This window comes from Streptomyces sp. NPDC001796 (genome assembly GCF_042892355.1).
GTDB lineage: Bacteria > Actinomycetota > Actinomycetes > Streptomycetales > Streptomycetaceae > Streptomyces.
Genome location: NZ_JBIAUC010000002.1, coordinates 575635 through 590286, shown reverse-complemented (window position 1 = coordinate 590286; position 14652 = coordinate 575635). Strand labels below are relative to the sequence as shown.

At 70.3% G+C, this 14652-nt stretch carries 10 protein-coding genes and 2 tRNA genes; 1 reads left to right on the top strand and 11 read right to left on the bottom strand.

What is annotated here, in order from left to right:
- Positions 1–73 precede the first annotated feature (73 nt).
- The 4 genes from ACFYZE_RS06170 to ACFYZE_RS06155 all read right to left on the bottom strand — a co-directional run bounded on the left by ACFYZE_RS06170 (position 74) and on the right by ACFYZE_RS06155 (position 3353).
- Positions 74–628 carry a SigE family RNA polymerase sigma factor gene (locus ACFYZE_RS06170; protein WP_388989265.1) on the bottom strand — a complete coding sequence of 185 codons (555 nt, stop codon included), beginning with the start codon at positions 626–628 and terminating at the stop codon, positions 74–76.
- Between the two features lie 222 nt (positions 629–850).
- Entirely contained in the window at positions 851–2017 is a 1167-nt protein-coding gene (locus ACFYZE_RS06165; RefSeq protein WP_388989262.1) for a lipid-transfer protein, read from the bottom strand.
- Positions 2014–2409, bottom strand: a complete 396-nt coding sequence (locus tag ACFYZE_RS06160; RefSeq protein ID WP_388989556.1) for a MaoC family dehydratase — start codon at positions 2407–2409, stop codon at positions 2014–2016. The genes ACFYZE_RS06165 and ACFYZE_RS06160 overlap by 4 nt, the downstream gene beginning before the upstream one ends.
- Positions 2410–2414: 5 nt before the next feature.
- Entirely contained in the window at positions 2415–3353 is a 939-nt protein-coding gene (locus ACFYZE_RS06155; protein WP_388989259.1) for a bifunctional MaoC family dehydratase N-terminal/OB-fold nucleic acid binding domain-containing protein, read from the bottom strand.
- 485 nt (positions 3354–3838) lie between these two features.
- Here ACFYZE_RS06155 and ACFYZE_RS06150 point away from each other — a divergent pair, with 485 nt between their 5' ends.
- A complete protein-coding gene (locus tag ACFYZE_RS06150) occupies positions 3839–4711 on the top strand; it encodes a bifunctional DNA primase/polymerase (protein WP_388989256.1) in 873 nt (290 codons plus the stop codon).
- Positions 4712–4828: 117 nt separating this feature from the next.
- On the opposite strand, the gene ACFYZE_RS06145 is transcribed toward ACFYZE_RS06150, so the two are convergent.
- The 7 genes from ACFYZE_RS06145 to ACFYZE_RS06115 form a co-directional block, all read right to left on the bottom strand.
- A complete protein-coding gene (locus ACFYZE_RS06145; protein WP_388989253.1) occupies positions 4829–9253 on the bottom strand; it encodes a choice-of-anchor D domain-containing protein in 4425 nt (1474 codons plus the stop codon).
- 394 nt (positions 9254–9647) lie between these two features.
- A tRNA-Ser gene (locus tag ACFYZE_RS06140) sits at positions 9648–9732 on the bottom strand.
- Between the two features lie 454 nt (positions 9733–10186).
- On the bottom strand, positions 10187–11362 hold the full coding sequence (locus ACFYZE_RS06135) for a zinc-dependent alcohol dehydrogenase (protein WP_388989250.1): 1176 nt from the start codon (positions 11360–11362) through the stop codon (positions 10187–10189).
- Positions 11359–12297: an SRPBCC family protein gene (locus tag ACFYZE_RS06130; protein WP_388989247.1), complete on the bottom strand. Its 939-nt coding sequence runs from the start codon at positions 12295–12297 to the stop codon at positions 11359–11361. Before ACFYZE_RS06130 ends, ACFYZE_RS06135 begins: the two co-directional genes overlap by 4 nt.
- A 362-nt stretch (positions 12298–12659) precedes the next feature.
- Positions 12660–13835, bottom strand: a complete 1176-nt coding sequence (locus ACFYZE_RS06125) for a glutathione-independent formaldehyde dehydrogenase (RefSeq protein ID WP_388989244.1) — start codon at positions 13833–13835, stop codon at positions 12660–12662.
- Positions 13836–14133: 298 nt separating this feature from the next.
- A complete protein-coding gene (locus tag ACFYZE_RS06120) occupies positions 14134–14259 on the bottom strand; it encodes a hypothetical protein (protein ID WP_388989578.1) in 126 nt (41 codons plus the stop codon).
- 288 nt (positions 14260–14547) lie between these two features.
- Positions 14548–14638 (bottom strand) — tRNA-Ser (locus ACFYZE_RS06115).
- Positions 14639–14652 lie beyond the last annotated feature (14 nt).

The window sequence follows — 14652 nt, the reverse complement described above, 5'->3', positions numbered from 1 at the left end:
TTGGTATGTCACTAGGCCCCGGGATGATCGATCAACGCATCGGCCACCCGCCACCGCGATCGGCCACCGGCGCTCAGCGCACCGGTGCGAGTTCGGGATCCTCGCGGAGCTTGCCCAGGGCGCGGGACACCGCCGACTTCACCGTGCCGATGGACACACCGAGCACCTCGGCCGTCTGGGCCTCGCTCAGGTCCTCGTAGTAGCGCAGGACGACCATCGCCCGCTGACGTGCGGGCAGTTTCATGATCGCGCGCCACATGGCGTCGTGCAGCGCCTGCTCCTCGGCCGGGTCCGCGGCGGGCAGGCCCTCCGGCTCGGGCAGCTCGTCGCACACGAACTCGTCGACCTTGCGCTTGCGCCACTGGGAGGTCCGCGTGTTCAGCAGCGCACGGCGCACGTACCCGTCGAGCGCGCGGTGGTCCTCGATCCGGTCCCAGGCTACGTACGTCTTGGTCAGCGCGGTCTGCAGCAGGTCCTCCGCGTCGCTGGCGTTCGCGGTGAGCGACCGGGCGGTGCGCAGCAGCACCGGCTGACGGGCCTTCACGTACGACGAGAACGACGGGAACGGAAGGGTCTGCCTCGCCGGCGTGGCGGCGTCCGAAGCGCTGGTGCAGACGGGTGTGGTCATGGCTCCACGCTAGGATCGCGCCCCTTGCGGCGGATCGGCCGCAGGTCCCGAAGACGCCTCCCCCTCAGGTTGTAGCGGGGGGCCGCCCCCACCTCCTGAAGGTGGACAAGCCGGCGCCTGCGCCTGAGGGTTCACCCCTGAGGGACGACTACGGGAGGAGCAGGCGAGCCGGACACGTACGGCAACGGCACCGGGGCGAACGGCCGGTGCGGCCCGCGCCGCTCATCGGTCCGCCGTCAGGATCAGGCCGGAGGTGGGGACGCCGGTGCCCGCGGTGACCAGGGTTCGGGCGGCGCCGGGTATCTGGTTGGCGGCGGTGCCGCGCAGTTGCCGTACGGCTTCCGCGATGCCGTTCATGCCGTGCAGGTACGCCTCCCCGAGCTGCCCTCCGTGGGTGTTCAGCGGCAGCGCCCGCGCGGCCACGAAGTCCGCCGCCGTACCCCTCTCGCAGAAGCCGAACTCCTCCAGCTGCATCAGCACGAACGGCGTGAAGTGGTCGTACAGGATGCCCACGTCGATGTCCGCGGGGCCCATTCCCGACGTCCGCCACAGCTGGCGGGCCACCACGCCCATCTCCGGCAGGCCGGTCAGGTCGTCCCGGTAGAAGCTCGTCATCTGCTCCTGGCCGCGCCCCGCGCCCTGGGCGGCGGCCGTGACCACCGCGGGCGGGTGGGGCAGATCGCGTGCCCGTTCCAGGGAGGTGACCACCAGCGCCTGGCCGCCGTCCGTCTCCTGGCAGCAGTCGAGCAGCCGCAGCGGTTCCACGATCCAGCGGGAGGCCGCGTGGTCGGCGAGGGTGATGGGACGGCCGTGGAAGTGGGCCGCCGGGTTCGTCGCTGCGTATGCGCGGTCGACGACGGCCACATGGCCGAACGCCTCCGGTGTCAGACCGTAGGTGTACAGGTACCGCTGGGCCGCCATCGCCACCCACGACGCCGGGGTGAGCAGTCCGAACGGCAGCGACCAGCCCAGCGCGGCGCCCTCCGCCGACGGCTCGCGGTGCCGCACCCCGGAGCCGAAACGGCGGCCGGAGCGCTCGTTGAACGCCCGGTAGCAGACCACGACCTCGGCCACCCCGCTCGCCACCGCGAGCGCGGCCTGCTGGACGGTCGCGCACGCCGCCCCGCCGCCGTAGTGGATCCGGGAGAAGAAGGACAGTTCGCCGATGCCGGCGGCCTGGGCGACGGTGATCTCCGGGCTGGTGTCCATCGTGAACGTGACCATGCCGTCCACGTCGGCGGGCGTGAGCCCCGCGTCGTCCAGCGCGGCCCGAACCGCCTCCACCGCCAGCCGCAGCTCGCTGCGCCCGGAGTCCTTGGAGAACTCGGTGGCCCCGATCCCGACGACGGCGGCCCGCCCGCCGAGGGTGTCCCTCGTCCGTACGCTCATCCGGCATCCCCGTTCGGGACGGTCACCGTGACCGTGCCGGTGACGTGCCGGCCGATGCGGTTCGCCCCGATCACCCTCACCGTGGCCGTGTCCCCGTCGACCTCCTCGACCGTGCCGGTCAGCACCATCGTGTCCCCCGGGTGATTGGGCGCGCCGAGCCGGATGGCGACCTTGCGCAGGACGGCCGCCGGGCCGAAGTGGTCCGTGACGTACCGGCCGACCAGCCCGTTCGTGGTGAGGATGTTCATGAAGATGTCGGGGGAGCCCTTCTGCCGGGCCAGCTCGGCGTCGTGGTGCACGTCCTGGTAGTCCCGGGAGGCGATCGCACCGGCCACGACCAGCGTGCGGGTGATCTCGATCTCCAGCGGCGGCAGCTCCGTCCCCGCGCGCAGCCCCCTCATGGCTCCACCCCACGGCCGTCGACGGCGCGGAACACCGGAAGCTCCAGTTCCTCGTCGTATCGCTCGAACGCCAGGCGTACGGGCATGCCGATGCGCACCTTGTCGTAGGGCACCCCTGTCACGTTGCTGACGATCCGGACGCCCTCGGCCAGCTCGATCAGGCCGACCGCGTAGGGAGGGTCGAAGGCCGGGAAGGGCGGATGGTGCAGGACGACGTACGAGTAGACCGTGCCCGCGCCGCTCGCCTCGAACGTGTCCCACTCCGGTGAGCCGCACGCGTTGCACCCCGGCAGCCAGGGGAAGCGCGCGGTGCCGCAGTCGCCGCACCGCTGGATCAGCAGCCGGTGCCGGGCGACGCCCTCCCAGAACCCGGCGTTGTCCCGGTTGATCACCGGGCGGGGCCGTCCGGCCTCGGACCTGGTGCTGACGGGCTCAGTGCGGGCGGGCCTGCCGGCGGGCGCGTACTTGAGGATCCGGAACCGATGTGTCCCGACCGGTTCGCCGTCCACGCGCACGTCCATCCGCGTCGTCACGAAGTACCCCGTGCCGAGCTTCGTGCGCTTTCGGTGCGAGACCGACTCGATGACCGCGTCGTACGTGACCTCGTCACCGGGGCGCAGCGGCCGCAGGTACTCCTGTTCGCAGTCGGTGGCGACGACGGAGGTGCAGCCCGCCTCGTCGAGCAGGGCCAACAGCTCGTCGTACGCCTGTGTGTGCCCCGCGTGGCCGGAGAGTCCGCCCATCGTCCACACCTGGAGCATGGTGGGCGGGGCGATGGCGTCCGGGCTGGTGTACGCGGGGTTGGAGTCGCCCATCGCCTCGCACCAGTGCCGGATCATCGGCGCGTTGACCGGGTCCTTGCCGACGCCCGCGACGACGGCCGGCCGGCCCTCGTACGCCTTCAGCCGCGCTCCGAAGTCCTCCTCGAGCCGCATCGTTGCGGGCCTCCCGGATCTCGTGACACCTGGGCGAGACTTTCTGACTGTCCGTCAGATAGCGGTGGGCTGTCAAGGCCGCCTGTCGCGACCGAACCGTTCAGGGCACCGATCGCCTGAAGCGGGCCTTCCGGGGCAGCCGGGACGCGACGGCCGGAGCGGAGGGGGCCGAATGTTCGACGGTTTCGAACTGACGCGGCGCGAGGGGAACGGGGCCAGGCTGCTGGTGCGGCACGGCGGCAGCGGTCCGGCCGTGCTGCTGCACGGCCATCCACCCACGCGACCTGGCATCGGGTCGCTCCGCTGCCGGCCGCGGCCCACCGGCTCACCGCCGCCTGGAAGCCGTCAGACCGCCTTCGGGCGACCCCGGGGACTTCCCGCAGAAGACCCGGGAGAGCTCCTGGAGAACCCTGGAGCCCTCGAGAACTCTCGGAGAACCGCAACGCCCCCTTCCTATTTTCGAACGTACGTACGAACATGGGGGCATGGCCACCACCGACCGGCAGGCCACCACGCTGGCCCTGGCCCACGCCCTGTCCGCCGCGGAGCGCGGGCTGGCGGTGATCCCGCTGTCCCGTACGAAACTGCCGGCCCTGCGTTCCCCGCACCGCGACGATCCCGACCCGACGGCACCCGTCTGCCACGGCGCATGCGGCCGTTTCGGGCACGGGGTGTACGACGCCACCACCGACCCCCGCCGCATCCGCGAGCTGTTCGCCGCCGCGCCCTGGGCCACCGGCTACGGCATCGCCTGCGGTCTGCACCCCCACCACCTGATCGGCATCGACCTCGACACCAAGTCGGGCACCGACTCCTCGGCGGCCCTGCGCGAACTCGCCCTGCGCCACCTGTTCACGATCCCTGCGACGGTGGTCGTGCTCACCCCGAGCGGCGGCCGCCACCTGTGGCTGAGCGGCCCGCCGGACGTCGTCGTACCGAACTCGGCGAGCCGCCTCGCCCCCGGTATCGACGTCCGGGGCGCCGGCGGCTACCTGGTCGGCCCCGGCTCGCGCACCGACCACGGCGTCTACAGCACGGCACCGGGCACCGCGCAGCTGCCGCCCGCACCCTGCCCGCCCGCCCTGCTGCGCCTGCTCACGCCCCCGCCGCGCCCGCGCCACGCGACTCCCTCGTCGGCGGGCCGGCACGGCCAGGGCCTGGTCCAGTTCGTCCTCGCGGCGCACGAGGGCCAGCGCAACACCCGCCTGTTCTGGGCCGCCTGCCGGGCCTACGAGAACGGATTCGGCCCCGACCTGGCCCCCGCCCTCCTCGACGCGGCGATCCGCACGGGTCTCACGCCACGCGAGGCCCGTTCGACTCTTGCGTCGGCGGCACGGATGACCGCGCAGCGGCCCTGAGACCGTCCGAGGTGGTGGTCAAAGGCGCGCCCCGATCGCCGCACGCCTGGCGACAAGGGGCAGCCCCGCCCTCGTGCTGTGCGAGGGCGGGGCTGCCGGCTGGGTCCAGGTCGCTGCTCACTGCCTGACGGTGAAGTACTGCCAGGCGCCCCAGGTGGTGAGGTTGGTGTTGTCCTTGCTGCTGTGGACATACTCCGCAGCCACGCGGAACCTGCTGTTCACGGCCTTGGTGAGGGACATCTGCTGGCTCCCGGTACTGGCGGAACCGAGGGAGGAGCAAGGGGTGGTGCTCTGCGTGTGCCAGGCGCCGCTGTAGTACCGCTGCACGCGGTAGACAACGCACTGACCGGCCTTGTTGGGTGTGACGGTGACGGCGAGTTGCTCCTTGGCCGTCTGGTGGTACACGCGGTAGAGGGTGCTGCCGTAGTACGTGCTCGTGTAGTAACCGGACAGTTTCTCCGAGATCGCCACATAGGTGGACACGCTTCCGGCGACGGTCCTCGGGGAGTACTGGTAGTCGCCGGAGAACACCGCGCTGAACGTGGTGTTGTGGGCGAGTTTGTAGTACGCCGTCAGATTGCCTTGGGAGTCCACCGTGCCCGACTTCACCAGGACCGCCTTGCCGCCGTACGGCTGGGCGTAGATCGCCACCGTACGCAGGTTGTAGGTCGTACCCAGGTGGGCGGTGACCTTCGCGGACTGGCCGTACGTGTACGTCGAGTGGTCGGTGGCGATGGTCAGGGACGTGGCGGCCCGGGACACCAGGACGGTGGCGGTGCGGCTGCCCGCCGTGTGTGAGACGTCGCCGCCGTAGGTCACCTTGTAGGCGTTGGCGCTGCCGGTCTGCGGGGTGTCCGCGAACCTGAACGAACCGTCCGTGGCGACCTTGGCGTCGGCGAGTGCGACGCCGGACGGGTGGGCGAGGTCGGTCTTCGTCACCTTGACGACCTGACCGGCGGCGAACGGCGAGCCGGAGAGCTTGCCGGACACCGTCAGCGTGCGCGTGCGGATGGCGGTGGCCGGAGCCGTCAGAGTGATCGAGGTGGTCAGTCTGGAGACCTGGACGAGGCCCGCGGTGCTCGCCGTCTCGTGGGTCTCGTCCCCCGCGTAGCTCGCGGCGTAGGTGTACGTGCCGTCCGCCGGCGGAGTGTCGCTGAACGTGAAGGAGCCGTCCGCCGCCGTCGTCACATCGCGCAGTGCCGCTCCGTTCCGCGTGATGTGTACGAGCTGACCCGGGGCAAGGGCCGCGGTCGACGTCAGCGTGCCGCTGACGGTCAACGGCCGGCCCGGGACACCCGTGTTCGGGGCCGTGAGGTTGAGCGAGGTCGCCGCCTTGGGCTGCGGAGCGGGGGGCGCCGCCTCGCTGACGACCAGGCCGCTCACCGTCTGCGTGTCGGCGCCGTCTCCCGTGGCCCCGGAGAAGGCGACGAGTGCGCTGGACGTCAGCGTCGGCGTCGCGTCCAGTACCTGCGTCCCGTCGATCCAGACATACACATGGCCGGCGTCCACCTGGACGTCCACCTGGTGCGTGCCCTGGCGCAGGGAGGTGCTGAGTTTCGCGACCGACTGGTAGTGGATCGCCGAGGAGTCGGCCGAACTGGAGCCCACAGCCGCGAAGTTCTGGGTCTGGAGCGTGTTGTTCCAGCCGGTGCCGAACGCGATCACCACGCCCGGCCGCCCCGCGACACCGAGGCCGCCACCGGCCGCGCCCAGTGCCGAGGCGGAGTTCTGGGCGGGGTCGAGGAGCGAGAGCGTCATACCGGTTCCACCGCTGCCAGGACCGAACTTGGCGGTGAAGGTGGCCCGAAGGCCGTCGGTGCGGAGCGGCTTGGTGTACACCGCCGTGCCCGCCTGGTTGCCGGTGGCCGGGGTCAGCTGGACGCTGCCGTCGTCGGCAGCCACCGCCGAGCCGTTGGCCTGCCACAGCCCGTCCTTCGCCGACGTGGTCGTGGCGGTGCCGGTGCCGGTGCCCTTGACCGACACGTACATGGCGCCCTGGGCGCTGCCGTTCGCGTCGACCCCGGTTCCGGTGACCTCGTAGGAGGCGCTCAGGTCCGCGGCCGAGCGCGGAGTGAACGTCACGCTCTGCACGGCGGTCTGCTCAGGACCGATGACCAGGCCCTCGGACAGCTGCATCGGGCTGTTGAAGTCACCCGTCGGCGCCTTGGCCTTGGTCACGGTCACCGGGATGTTGCCGGTGTTGGTGATGGTGAAGGAGAGCGACTTCGAGCTGCCGATCGGGACCGAGCCGAAGTCGAGCGAGCTCGTGGAGAACTCCAGGTGCCCCTGTCCCGTGATCGCCGTTCCGTTGACCGGCACGCTCAGAGTGTGCGCCTCGCCGCCGCTGCTGCTGCTGACCACGAGGGCGTCGCTGTCGACCTGGCCGCCGGCCGGCGTGTAGGTGACCGAGAGCACGAACGAACCGCCGGCCGGTACGACCGTGCCCGCGTTCGGCAGACCCGAGGCGGTGAACGAGCCGGTGGGCGAGTCGATCGAGTCGATCGTCTCCGCCTCGGTACCGGTGTTGGTGATCTGCAGGTTCAGCGTCGAGGTGCTGCCGGTGGGCACTTCCCCGAAGTCCACGGCTCCCGGCGCAGCCCCGAGACCGGGCCTGGTGCCGACGCCGTGGAGTGCGAAGACCAGCTTCTGGCCGTCCGACAGGTTGGCGGTCAGCGTGCCGTTGACGCCGCCGGTGGTCGTGGGAGTGAAGCTGATCGGCACATCCAGTGTGGCATCCGCCGCCAGCGCCGTGGGCCGCTCGGCCGTGGGCACGGCGGACGGGTCGACCGAGAACGCGCCGGAGGCCTTGAGCCCGGTGATGCTGACGTCCTGCGTGGCCGTCAGCTTCATGGCGGCCGAGCTGCTGGCGCCCACGCCGACCTGACCGAAGTCGACAGAGGCCGCGGTCAGGGCGGTCCTGGCCGGGCTGCCGAAACCGTAGAGCACACCGTCCCGGGTGCCGACGTAGACCTTGCCGTCGCCGGCGGTGGGAGTGCTGAACTTCGTCGCCGTGCCGATCGGTGCGGACCACAGCAGCTGCAGCAGGCCGTTGCCGTCCGGGGTGGGACTGTAGGCGCGCAGGGTGCCGTCGGCCCCGGAGGCGTTGCTCGCGGAGACCATCCACACGAGGGCACTGGAATCGTCCGTGCCGTTGGATGTGACGAGGGGAGAGCCGCTGGTGTAGCCGAAGGTGTCCTGGCTCTGTCCGGTGAGGGTGAGCGCGGGCGTGCCGCCGTTGCGTACGCCGTACTTGAGTGCGCGCAGCGGGCCGTAGTTGCCGACGACGTAGACATAGCCGCCGTCGCCGCCCCAGAACGCGGGGTGCCCCCACATGCCCTGGTAGGGGCCGGACACGCTCACCGCGGCGTCGCCGCCGGAGGCACCCTGGCCCATGCCGCCGAGGTTGTCGCGGTCGAGCAGGAACACCCGGCCGTCCTTGCCCTGCTGGACCAGCAGGTGGGGGTGCTCGCTGGTGCCGAAGCCGTCCGGCAGTGCCATCGGTGCGCCCGAGGAGATGTCCTGGTCGTTCAGGTCCAGGGTGGGGGCGTCGCTCGGGCTGAAGAAGTCGGCCGTGCTGAGGCTGTTGTCCGCGTTGACCTGGAGGCGGACGACTGACTCGGCCAGGGTTCCCTGCACGGTCTTGCCCGGGCCGGGGGCCGGGCTGATGCCGTTTCCGGTGCTGAAGAAGATCCGGCCGGAGCCGTCGGAGACCAGGCCGCCGCCGGACTGCCAGATGCCGGCGCCACCCGTGCCGGCACCGGTCGCCGTGGCCCACATCGAGGTGATGGCGTGTTCGGTGGTGCTCACGCCGACCACGTAGCCGCGGTACGGCCACGCGTCGCAGTGACCCCCGAAGCCCGCGTAGACGACGCCGTCCATCAGCAGCAGCCCGGGGCGCTGCTGCTCGTAGTAGGCGTCGAAGCCGGCGCTCGGGTCGTTGACGGGGCTCCCGCTGATGGTGACCGGCCACCCCGGGAGCTCGGTCCCGGAGGCCGGGTCCACCGCGTGCATCAGCCACTTGGGGTGGCGGTGCGTGGAGGTTCCGTCGTCGACCTTGGTGGTGAAGTAGAGGGCGTTGGTGGCGGGATCGTAGACGGGGGTCGCGGTCGCCCCCACGTTGGGCACCAGGTCACCGCAGCCGATCGCGGAGGCCGGCCACGCCGGTCCGTAGTTCTTGCTCCACTTGATCGCACCGGTGGTGCGGTCGAGGCCGTAGACGGTGTTGCTCTCGGTGACCGCTATCACCTGGTCGCCCAGCACCAGCGGCTGGGCGTATATCTGCCCGTCCAATTTGGTGGCGAAGAGCCGGCCGAAGGCGGACGACTGGACAACCGCCGGGGAGAGTCCGGCTTCGTTCTGGTCCCAGTTGGTGCGCAGGTTGTCGACGCCCTGGGTGGTCTGGTCGGCCTGGGCCGACTGTATCGCCAGACCGATTGTCGTACCGATCAGCGCCGCACCGGCCACGGCGGCGACGGCGGACAGCCATCTGCGTCGCCGGTCGCGGTGGCGGCCGCGACGCGCGGGCGCGAAAAACCCGGCCAAACCGGGACCTCCTCTGTGTTCGCGCCCGGAGTGGCCACAGGCGCGGCGCAAAAAGTAAAGACCAAGTGGCCTTTCTTACCATTGAATGATCAATTTCCACACCACTCGCACACACTTCGTTCTGAGATCGTCATCTGCTCTGTGCGTGCGCCGGAGGCCCACAACTGCGCGGCCTCCCGCCTGATCGACGCCGGCCGCGCCGGGCAACACCGCGGCACGGCGCGGCGCTCCCGGCCGCCACAGCCCGAGTGGTCGGGCAGGCGATCCGCAGCCCGGGCCGAGGTCCGCGAGGGGTGCGGAAGCCGTGGAGCACCGGGGAACGACGGGCACTGACGGACAGCGCGCAGCACGACGGCCCCTGACCGATCTACCTGGTCAGGGGCCGTAGTCTGCGCGGTGGGTGTGGGATTTGAACCCACGGTGGCTCGCGCCACGACGGTTTTCAAGACCGTTCCCTTAGGCCGCTCGGGCAACCCACCTTCACCCCGGCCCACCTGGGGCGGAGCGGGTACAGCGTACCGGGATCGGGCGCCGTACGGGGGCTGTGGTCCACACGGGGTCCACTGAGTCCGACTCGCCCGCGATCCTGAGAGCGTCGCTTGATCCCAGCTCACGCCGGTACTGCGTGAGCCTACTGGCGTGCCGGTCACACCCTTCCCCCCGGATCCCGCGTCCGCCGCCGCCGAGTCCGAGAGGCGATGCACCTTCTGATCCGTAAATTCGGGCAGGCTGTCGGGCGGGGGTGCCGCCTTCCTCCCGGCTGACGGCTGACAGTCGTGATCAACGGTCTCTGTGTGCCGTCGTTGCCGTCGGAGTTGCCGTGAGGCTCTCGCAAGGCCGTCCGCGTCTCCGGGTGTCTGCCCTGCTCTACGGGGCCGGCTCGGCTGGTCGGCGTCAGCGGGATGGTGCCGCAGTTGATCCGGCGCGGGCCCCTCACGGCGTGAGGACGACCTTCTCGCAGCCGTCCTTCTTGTTCTTGAACAGGTCGTAGCCGGTCGGTGCCTCGGTCAGGGGCAGCCGGTGGGTGATGACCCGGGTGGGGTCGATCTTGCCCTGCTCGATCATGCCCAGCAGCGGCTTCATGTACTTATGCACGTGGCACTGCCCGGTGCGCAGGGTCAGGGACCTGTTCATCCAGGCACCCGCCGGGAACTTGTCGATCAGTCCGCCGTAGACGCCGATGACCGACACCACGCCGCCGCTCCGGCAGGACAGGATGGCCTGGCGCAGGGCGTGTGGCCGGTCCGTCTCGGAGCGGACCGCCTGCTTGGCGCGGTCGTAGAGGTGGACGTGGGAGGCGCCGTGTGTGGCCTCCATGCCGACCGCGTCGATGCACTTGTCGGGGCCCCGGCCGCCGGTGAGTTCGAGCAGTGCCGACCGTACGTCGGTGTCCTCGAAGTTGATGGTGGTGTACCCCTGGGCGGCGGCCATGTCGAGCCGGTAGGTCTCCTTGTCGATCGCGATGACCTTCTCCGCGCCCAGGACCCGGGCGCTGTCCATGGCGAACTGGCCGACCGGACCGGCGCCCCAGACGGCGACGACGTCACCTTCCTGGATGTCGCACATGTCGGCGCCCATGTACCCGGTCGGCAGGATGTCGGACAGGAACAGCACCTGCTCGTCGGTGAGGTCCGACTCGATCTTGAGGGCGTTGGCGTCGGCGAGCACCACGCGGGCGTACTCGGCCTGGCCGCCGGCGAAGCCGCCGGTCAGATGGGAGTAGCCGTAGATGCCGGCGGTGGGGTGGCCGAAAAACTTCTCCGAGATGCCCGCGTTGGGGTTGGTGTTCTCGCAGCAGGAGTACAGCTCCGCGCGACAGGCTGCGCAGGCGCCGCAGGCAATGGGGAACGGCACGACGACGCGGTCACCGACGCGCAGTTTGCCGTCGCTGATGCCGGAGCCGACCTCGACGACCTCCCCCATGAACTCGTGGCCCATGATGTCGCCCTTTTCCATGGTGGGGACGTAGCCGTCGAGCAGATGGAGGTCGGAGCCGCAGATCGCCGTCGAGGTGATCTTCACGATGGCGTCGCGGCTGTTCAGGATCGAGGGTTCGGGGACGTCCTGCACCTCGACCGAGTTGCGTCCCGTCCAGCAGTTCGCCTTCATGCCAGGGCCTCCTTCAGTTCGTCCTCGGTCAGCGGTCGGGCCGGGTGTTGCGGGAACTCGCCGCGGGCCCGCTTGCCGCCGGGTGCGCCCTCGGAGCGGACGACCTCGCCGGTCTCCGCGATCTGCTTGAAGCGGCGCAGGTCGTCGTCCAGCTGCTGGTGCGGTTCCTCGCCGAAGTAGCGCGCCGCGACCTTGCCCAGCGCTCCGCCGGACAGGTCGTAGCGCAGGGTCACCCGGATCTCCGTGCCCCGGCCGCCGGGGGCGGGCACGAAGCGGACCTCGCCGGAGTTGTCGATGTCGGCGCCGTCCACCGACCGCCAGGCGATCAGCCGGCCGGCGACTTCCTGCGTGATCTCGGCGTCCCATTCGACCGCCTTGCCGAACGGCGCGCCGGCCCGCCAGTGACTGGTGCGCGGGCCGGTGACGCGCACCTCCTCCAGGTGCGCCATGAAGTCCGGCAGTCGCTCCAGGTCCCTCCAGAGGGCGTAGACCTCGTCCGGGGGCTGGGTGACGGTGGTGGCCGCGGTCAGTTCCATGGGGGTGCTCCTACGGGTGCGGGTCACGGCCGCATAGACGTCCGTAGCCGTGATGGCGGTGACCGCGGCGGTCGCGGCAACGGTGCGGCCCAGGCCGCGACCGTTGTGGTTCTTCAGGGCCCGGGTCAGCATCGTCAGGTCCATGAGGTCGCCGCCGACGCGGCCCCAGAGCCAGGCGGGATGCGGCCGTCCCAGCAGCCCGGTCGCCGCCGCCAGCTCGCGTACCCCGACGGCGGTCGTGGCCGAGCGGTGCCGGAGGGCGTCGCCCACGCCCAGGGCCCGGGCGAAGCCCGCCGGGGCGACGACCTGCGGCACGCCCAGGAGCGCACTGGCCCAGCCGAGGCCGCGCACGAGCGGATCGTGCTGGAGGCGGGAAGTGGAGCGGTTGTCCGTGTTCATGGGTGCTCCTCACGAGCGGTGAGGTGAACGGAAGGCGAGCCGCTTGACTGAGAAGGTGAACAGCGCACAGCGGACAACGCCGGGGTTTCGGCGTGGCCCGCATCCAAATCCTCAACTCGCGTCACCGAACCGGCGGCGCGGTCGGCCGGCCGCGGCGTGGACGTGACGCGCGCCATGGCTCGACAAGCGTCATCGGGATCCGCCGTCCGTCCTACCTCGGAACGCGAGCGATCGCCGCTGCTCAGGTATGACAGGAGCGCAGGCGACAACGGCCCGTCCAACTCCGGCCGAAGCCGGGGTTGGACGCCGCTCGTCGGGCGGCCCGGTCCTGCAGACCAGTCGGCCGGCGGCCCATGAGGCCCTTACTGTTTGTGGCCGTTGCCGTGTCCGTCGGGATGCAGGACCACCTTGGTCCAGCCCTCGTCACGGGCGTCGAAGTGCTCGTAGGCGGTGGGGGCCTCGTCCAGGCTGAGTTCGTGGGAGACGACGAAGCTCGGCTTTGCCTTCCCGCCGGCGATCAGGTCCCGCAGCGCCCGGTTGTACTTCTTCACCGGAGCCTGCCCGGTGCCCATCTGCTGGCCCTTGAACCACATCTTCCCGAAGTCGATCGGGACCTTGCCCTGGGCCTCCAGCTCGCCCTGGGCCTCCGCGCCACCGGGGTCCTGGGGCAGGAACACGCCCACCACGCCGATGTCGCCCGTGAACCTGACCGAGTCGATCAGGCCGTTGAGCGTGAGGCTGGCGTCCTCGTGTCCCTGGGGGTCGTGTGCCTGGTAGCCGACGCATTCGCAGCCGTTGTCGGCGCCCAGACCGAGGGTGGCCTCCTTGACGACCTCCGCCGGCTTCTGCTCGGCGGTGTTGATGGGAATCGCCCCGATCTCCTCGGCCTTGCGCAGCCGGTCGGGATGGTGGTCGGCCGTCCAGACGCGGCCGGCGCCCTTGAGGAGGGCGGAGTAGGTCGCCATCAACCCGACGGGACCGGCCCCGAAGACGATCGTCTGGTCGCCCGGTTTGACGTGGGCCATCTCGGTGGCGTGATAACCGGTGGGGAAGATGTCGGCGAGCATCACGTAGTCGGTCTGCCGCTCGGCGGCGTCCTCGCCCAGACGCAGCGCGTTGAAGTCGCCGTAGGGCACGCGGAGCAGTTCCGCCTGGCCGCCCTGGTACGGGCCCATGTCGGCGAATCCGTAGGCGGCTCCCGCGAGGTCCGGTTGCGGCTGCATGGTCAGGCAGTAGTTGGTCAGACCCCGCTCGCACTGCTTGCAGAAGCCGCAGGCGATGTTGAAGGGCAAAACCACATACTCGCCGACCTGGACCTTGCGGACGGCCGGGCCGACCTCCACGACCTGGCCCATGTTCTCGTGTCCCAGGGTGCGGCCGGACTCGAACGAGGTGCGGCCCTCGTACATGTGAAGGTCCGAACCGCAGATGTTGGTGGTGGTGATCTTGACGATGATGTCGCAGGGGTGTTCGATCCTCGCGTCCGGTACGTCCTTCACTGTGACCGTTCGCGGTCCTTCGTATACCGCTGCTTTCATGATGACTTCCCTTGGTGTCGCGGCATGACCGCGGCACGGCGGTGATGGAGACGGCACAAGGAGCCTGACTCTCCGAAGTTGCTACGACGGGGTCCGTGGCTGCGGCAAACCTCTGCGGGCCGGTCACCCGGATCAGGTGGAACGGTGGTTCCGCCGCCGGCCCGCCAGGCGGTGCTTCGGCGCTCCGGCGGCATGCGATGCGGGTTCCCTCCCGCATTCGACGCGAAACAGCGCTTCACCGATCCATCAGCCGATTCTCCACACCCGGCCGGCCACCGAGCAAAGACGCATGTCCGACTCAGATCACCACCCAGTCACCATGATCGTCCGCCGGCATGCGGCGACGTTCCTGTTCGCGCTTGGAATAGGCGGCTGCCCGGATCGCCTCGTCACTCTCCAAACCGGATCCCAGCGCGCCGCCCACCGTGGCAATGGAAGCGACGACGTCTACCCCCAGACGGCCGGGCGGACCGACAGTAGACCGGGGGTGATTGCCATGGTGAGTGAATTCGCGTGGCACGGCCCATGGAGCGCAGTGGCCCCACGGGCTTGTATGGCGTCTGAGCTGCGCATACTTCCGCATTCTTGGTCCACGCCTGGTCCACGCACTGATCCTCAACGCGACAGGGCCGGATCAGGGTGAGACAGCCCCCATGCAGAAAGGGCGCCCCTCATCGAGGGACACCCTTCTGACCAGCACGTCTCTGACCTGCGGAGGCGGTGGGATTCGAACCCACGGTGACGCTTTCACGTCACTACGGTTCTCCAGACCGTTCCCTTAGGCCGCTCGGGCAACCCACCTCGGCCCCGGTCCGCC

What these genes read in the sequence shown, in the direction of transcription:
- ACFYZE_RS06170 (WP_388989265.1), bottom strand. Translation starts at nt 628, where the DNA reads ATGACCACACCCGTCTGCACCAGCGCTTCGGACGCCGCCACGCCGGCG.
- ACFYZE_RS06165 (WP_388989262.1), bottom strand. Translation starts at nt 2,017, where the DNA reads ATGAGCGTACGGACGAGGGACACCCTCGGCGGGCGGGCCGCCGTCGTC.
- ACFYZE_RS06155 (WP_388989259.1), bottom strand. Translation starts at nt 3,353, where the DNA reads ATGCGGCTCGAGGAGGACTTCGGAGCGCGGCTGAAGGCGTACGAGGGC.
- ACFYZE_RS06150 (WP_388989256.1), top strand. Translation starts at nt 3,839, where the DNA reads ATGGCCACCACCGACCGGCAGGCCACCACGCTGGCCCTGGCCCACGCC.
- ACFYZE_RS06135 (WP_388989250.1), bottom strand. Translation starts at nt 11,362, where the DNA reads ATGAAGGCGAACTGCTGGACGGGACGCAACTCGGTCGAGGTGCAGGAC.
- ACFYZE_RS06130 (WP_388989247.1), bottom strand. Translation starts at nt 12,297, where the DNA reads ATGAACACGGACAACCGCTCCACTTCCCGCCTCCAGCACGATCCGCTC.
- ACFYZE_RS06125 (WP_388989244.1), bottom strand. Translation starts at nt 13,835, where the DNA reads ATGAAAGCAGCGGTATACGAAGGACCGCGAACGGTCACAGTGAAGGAC.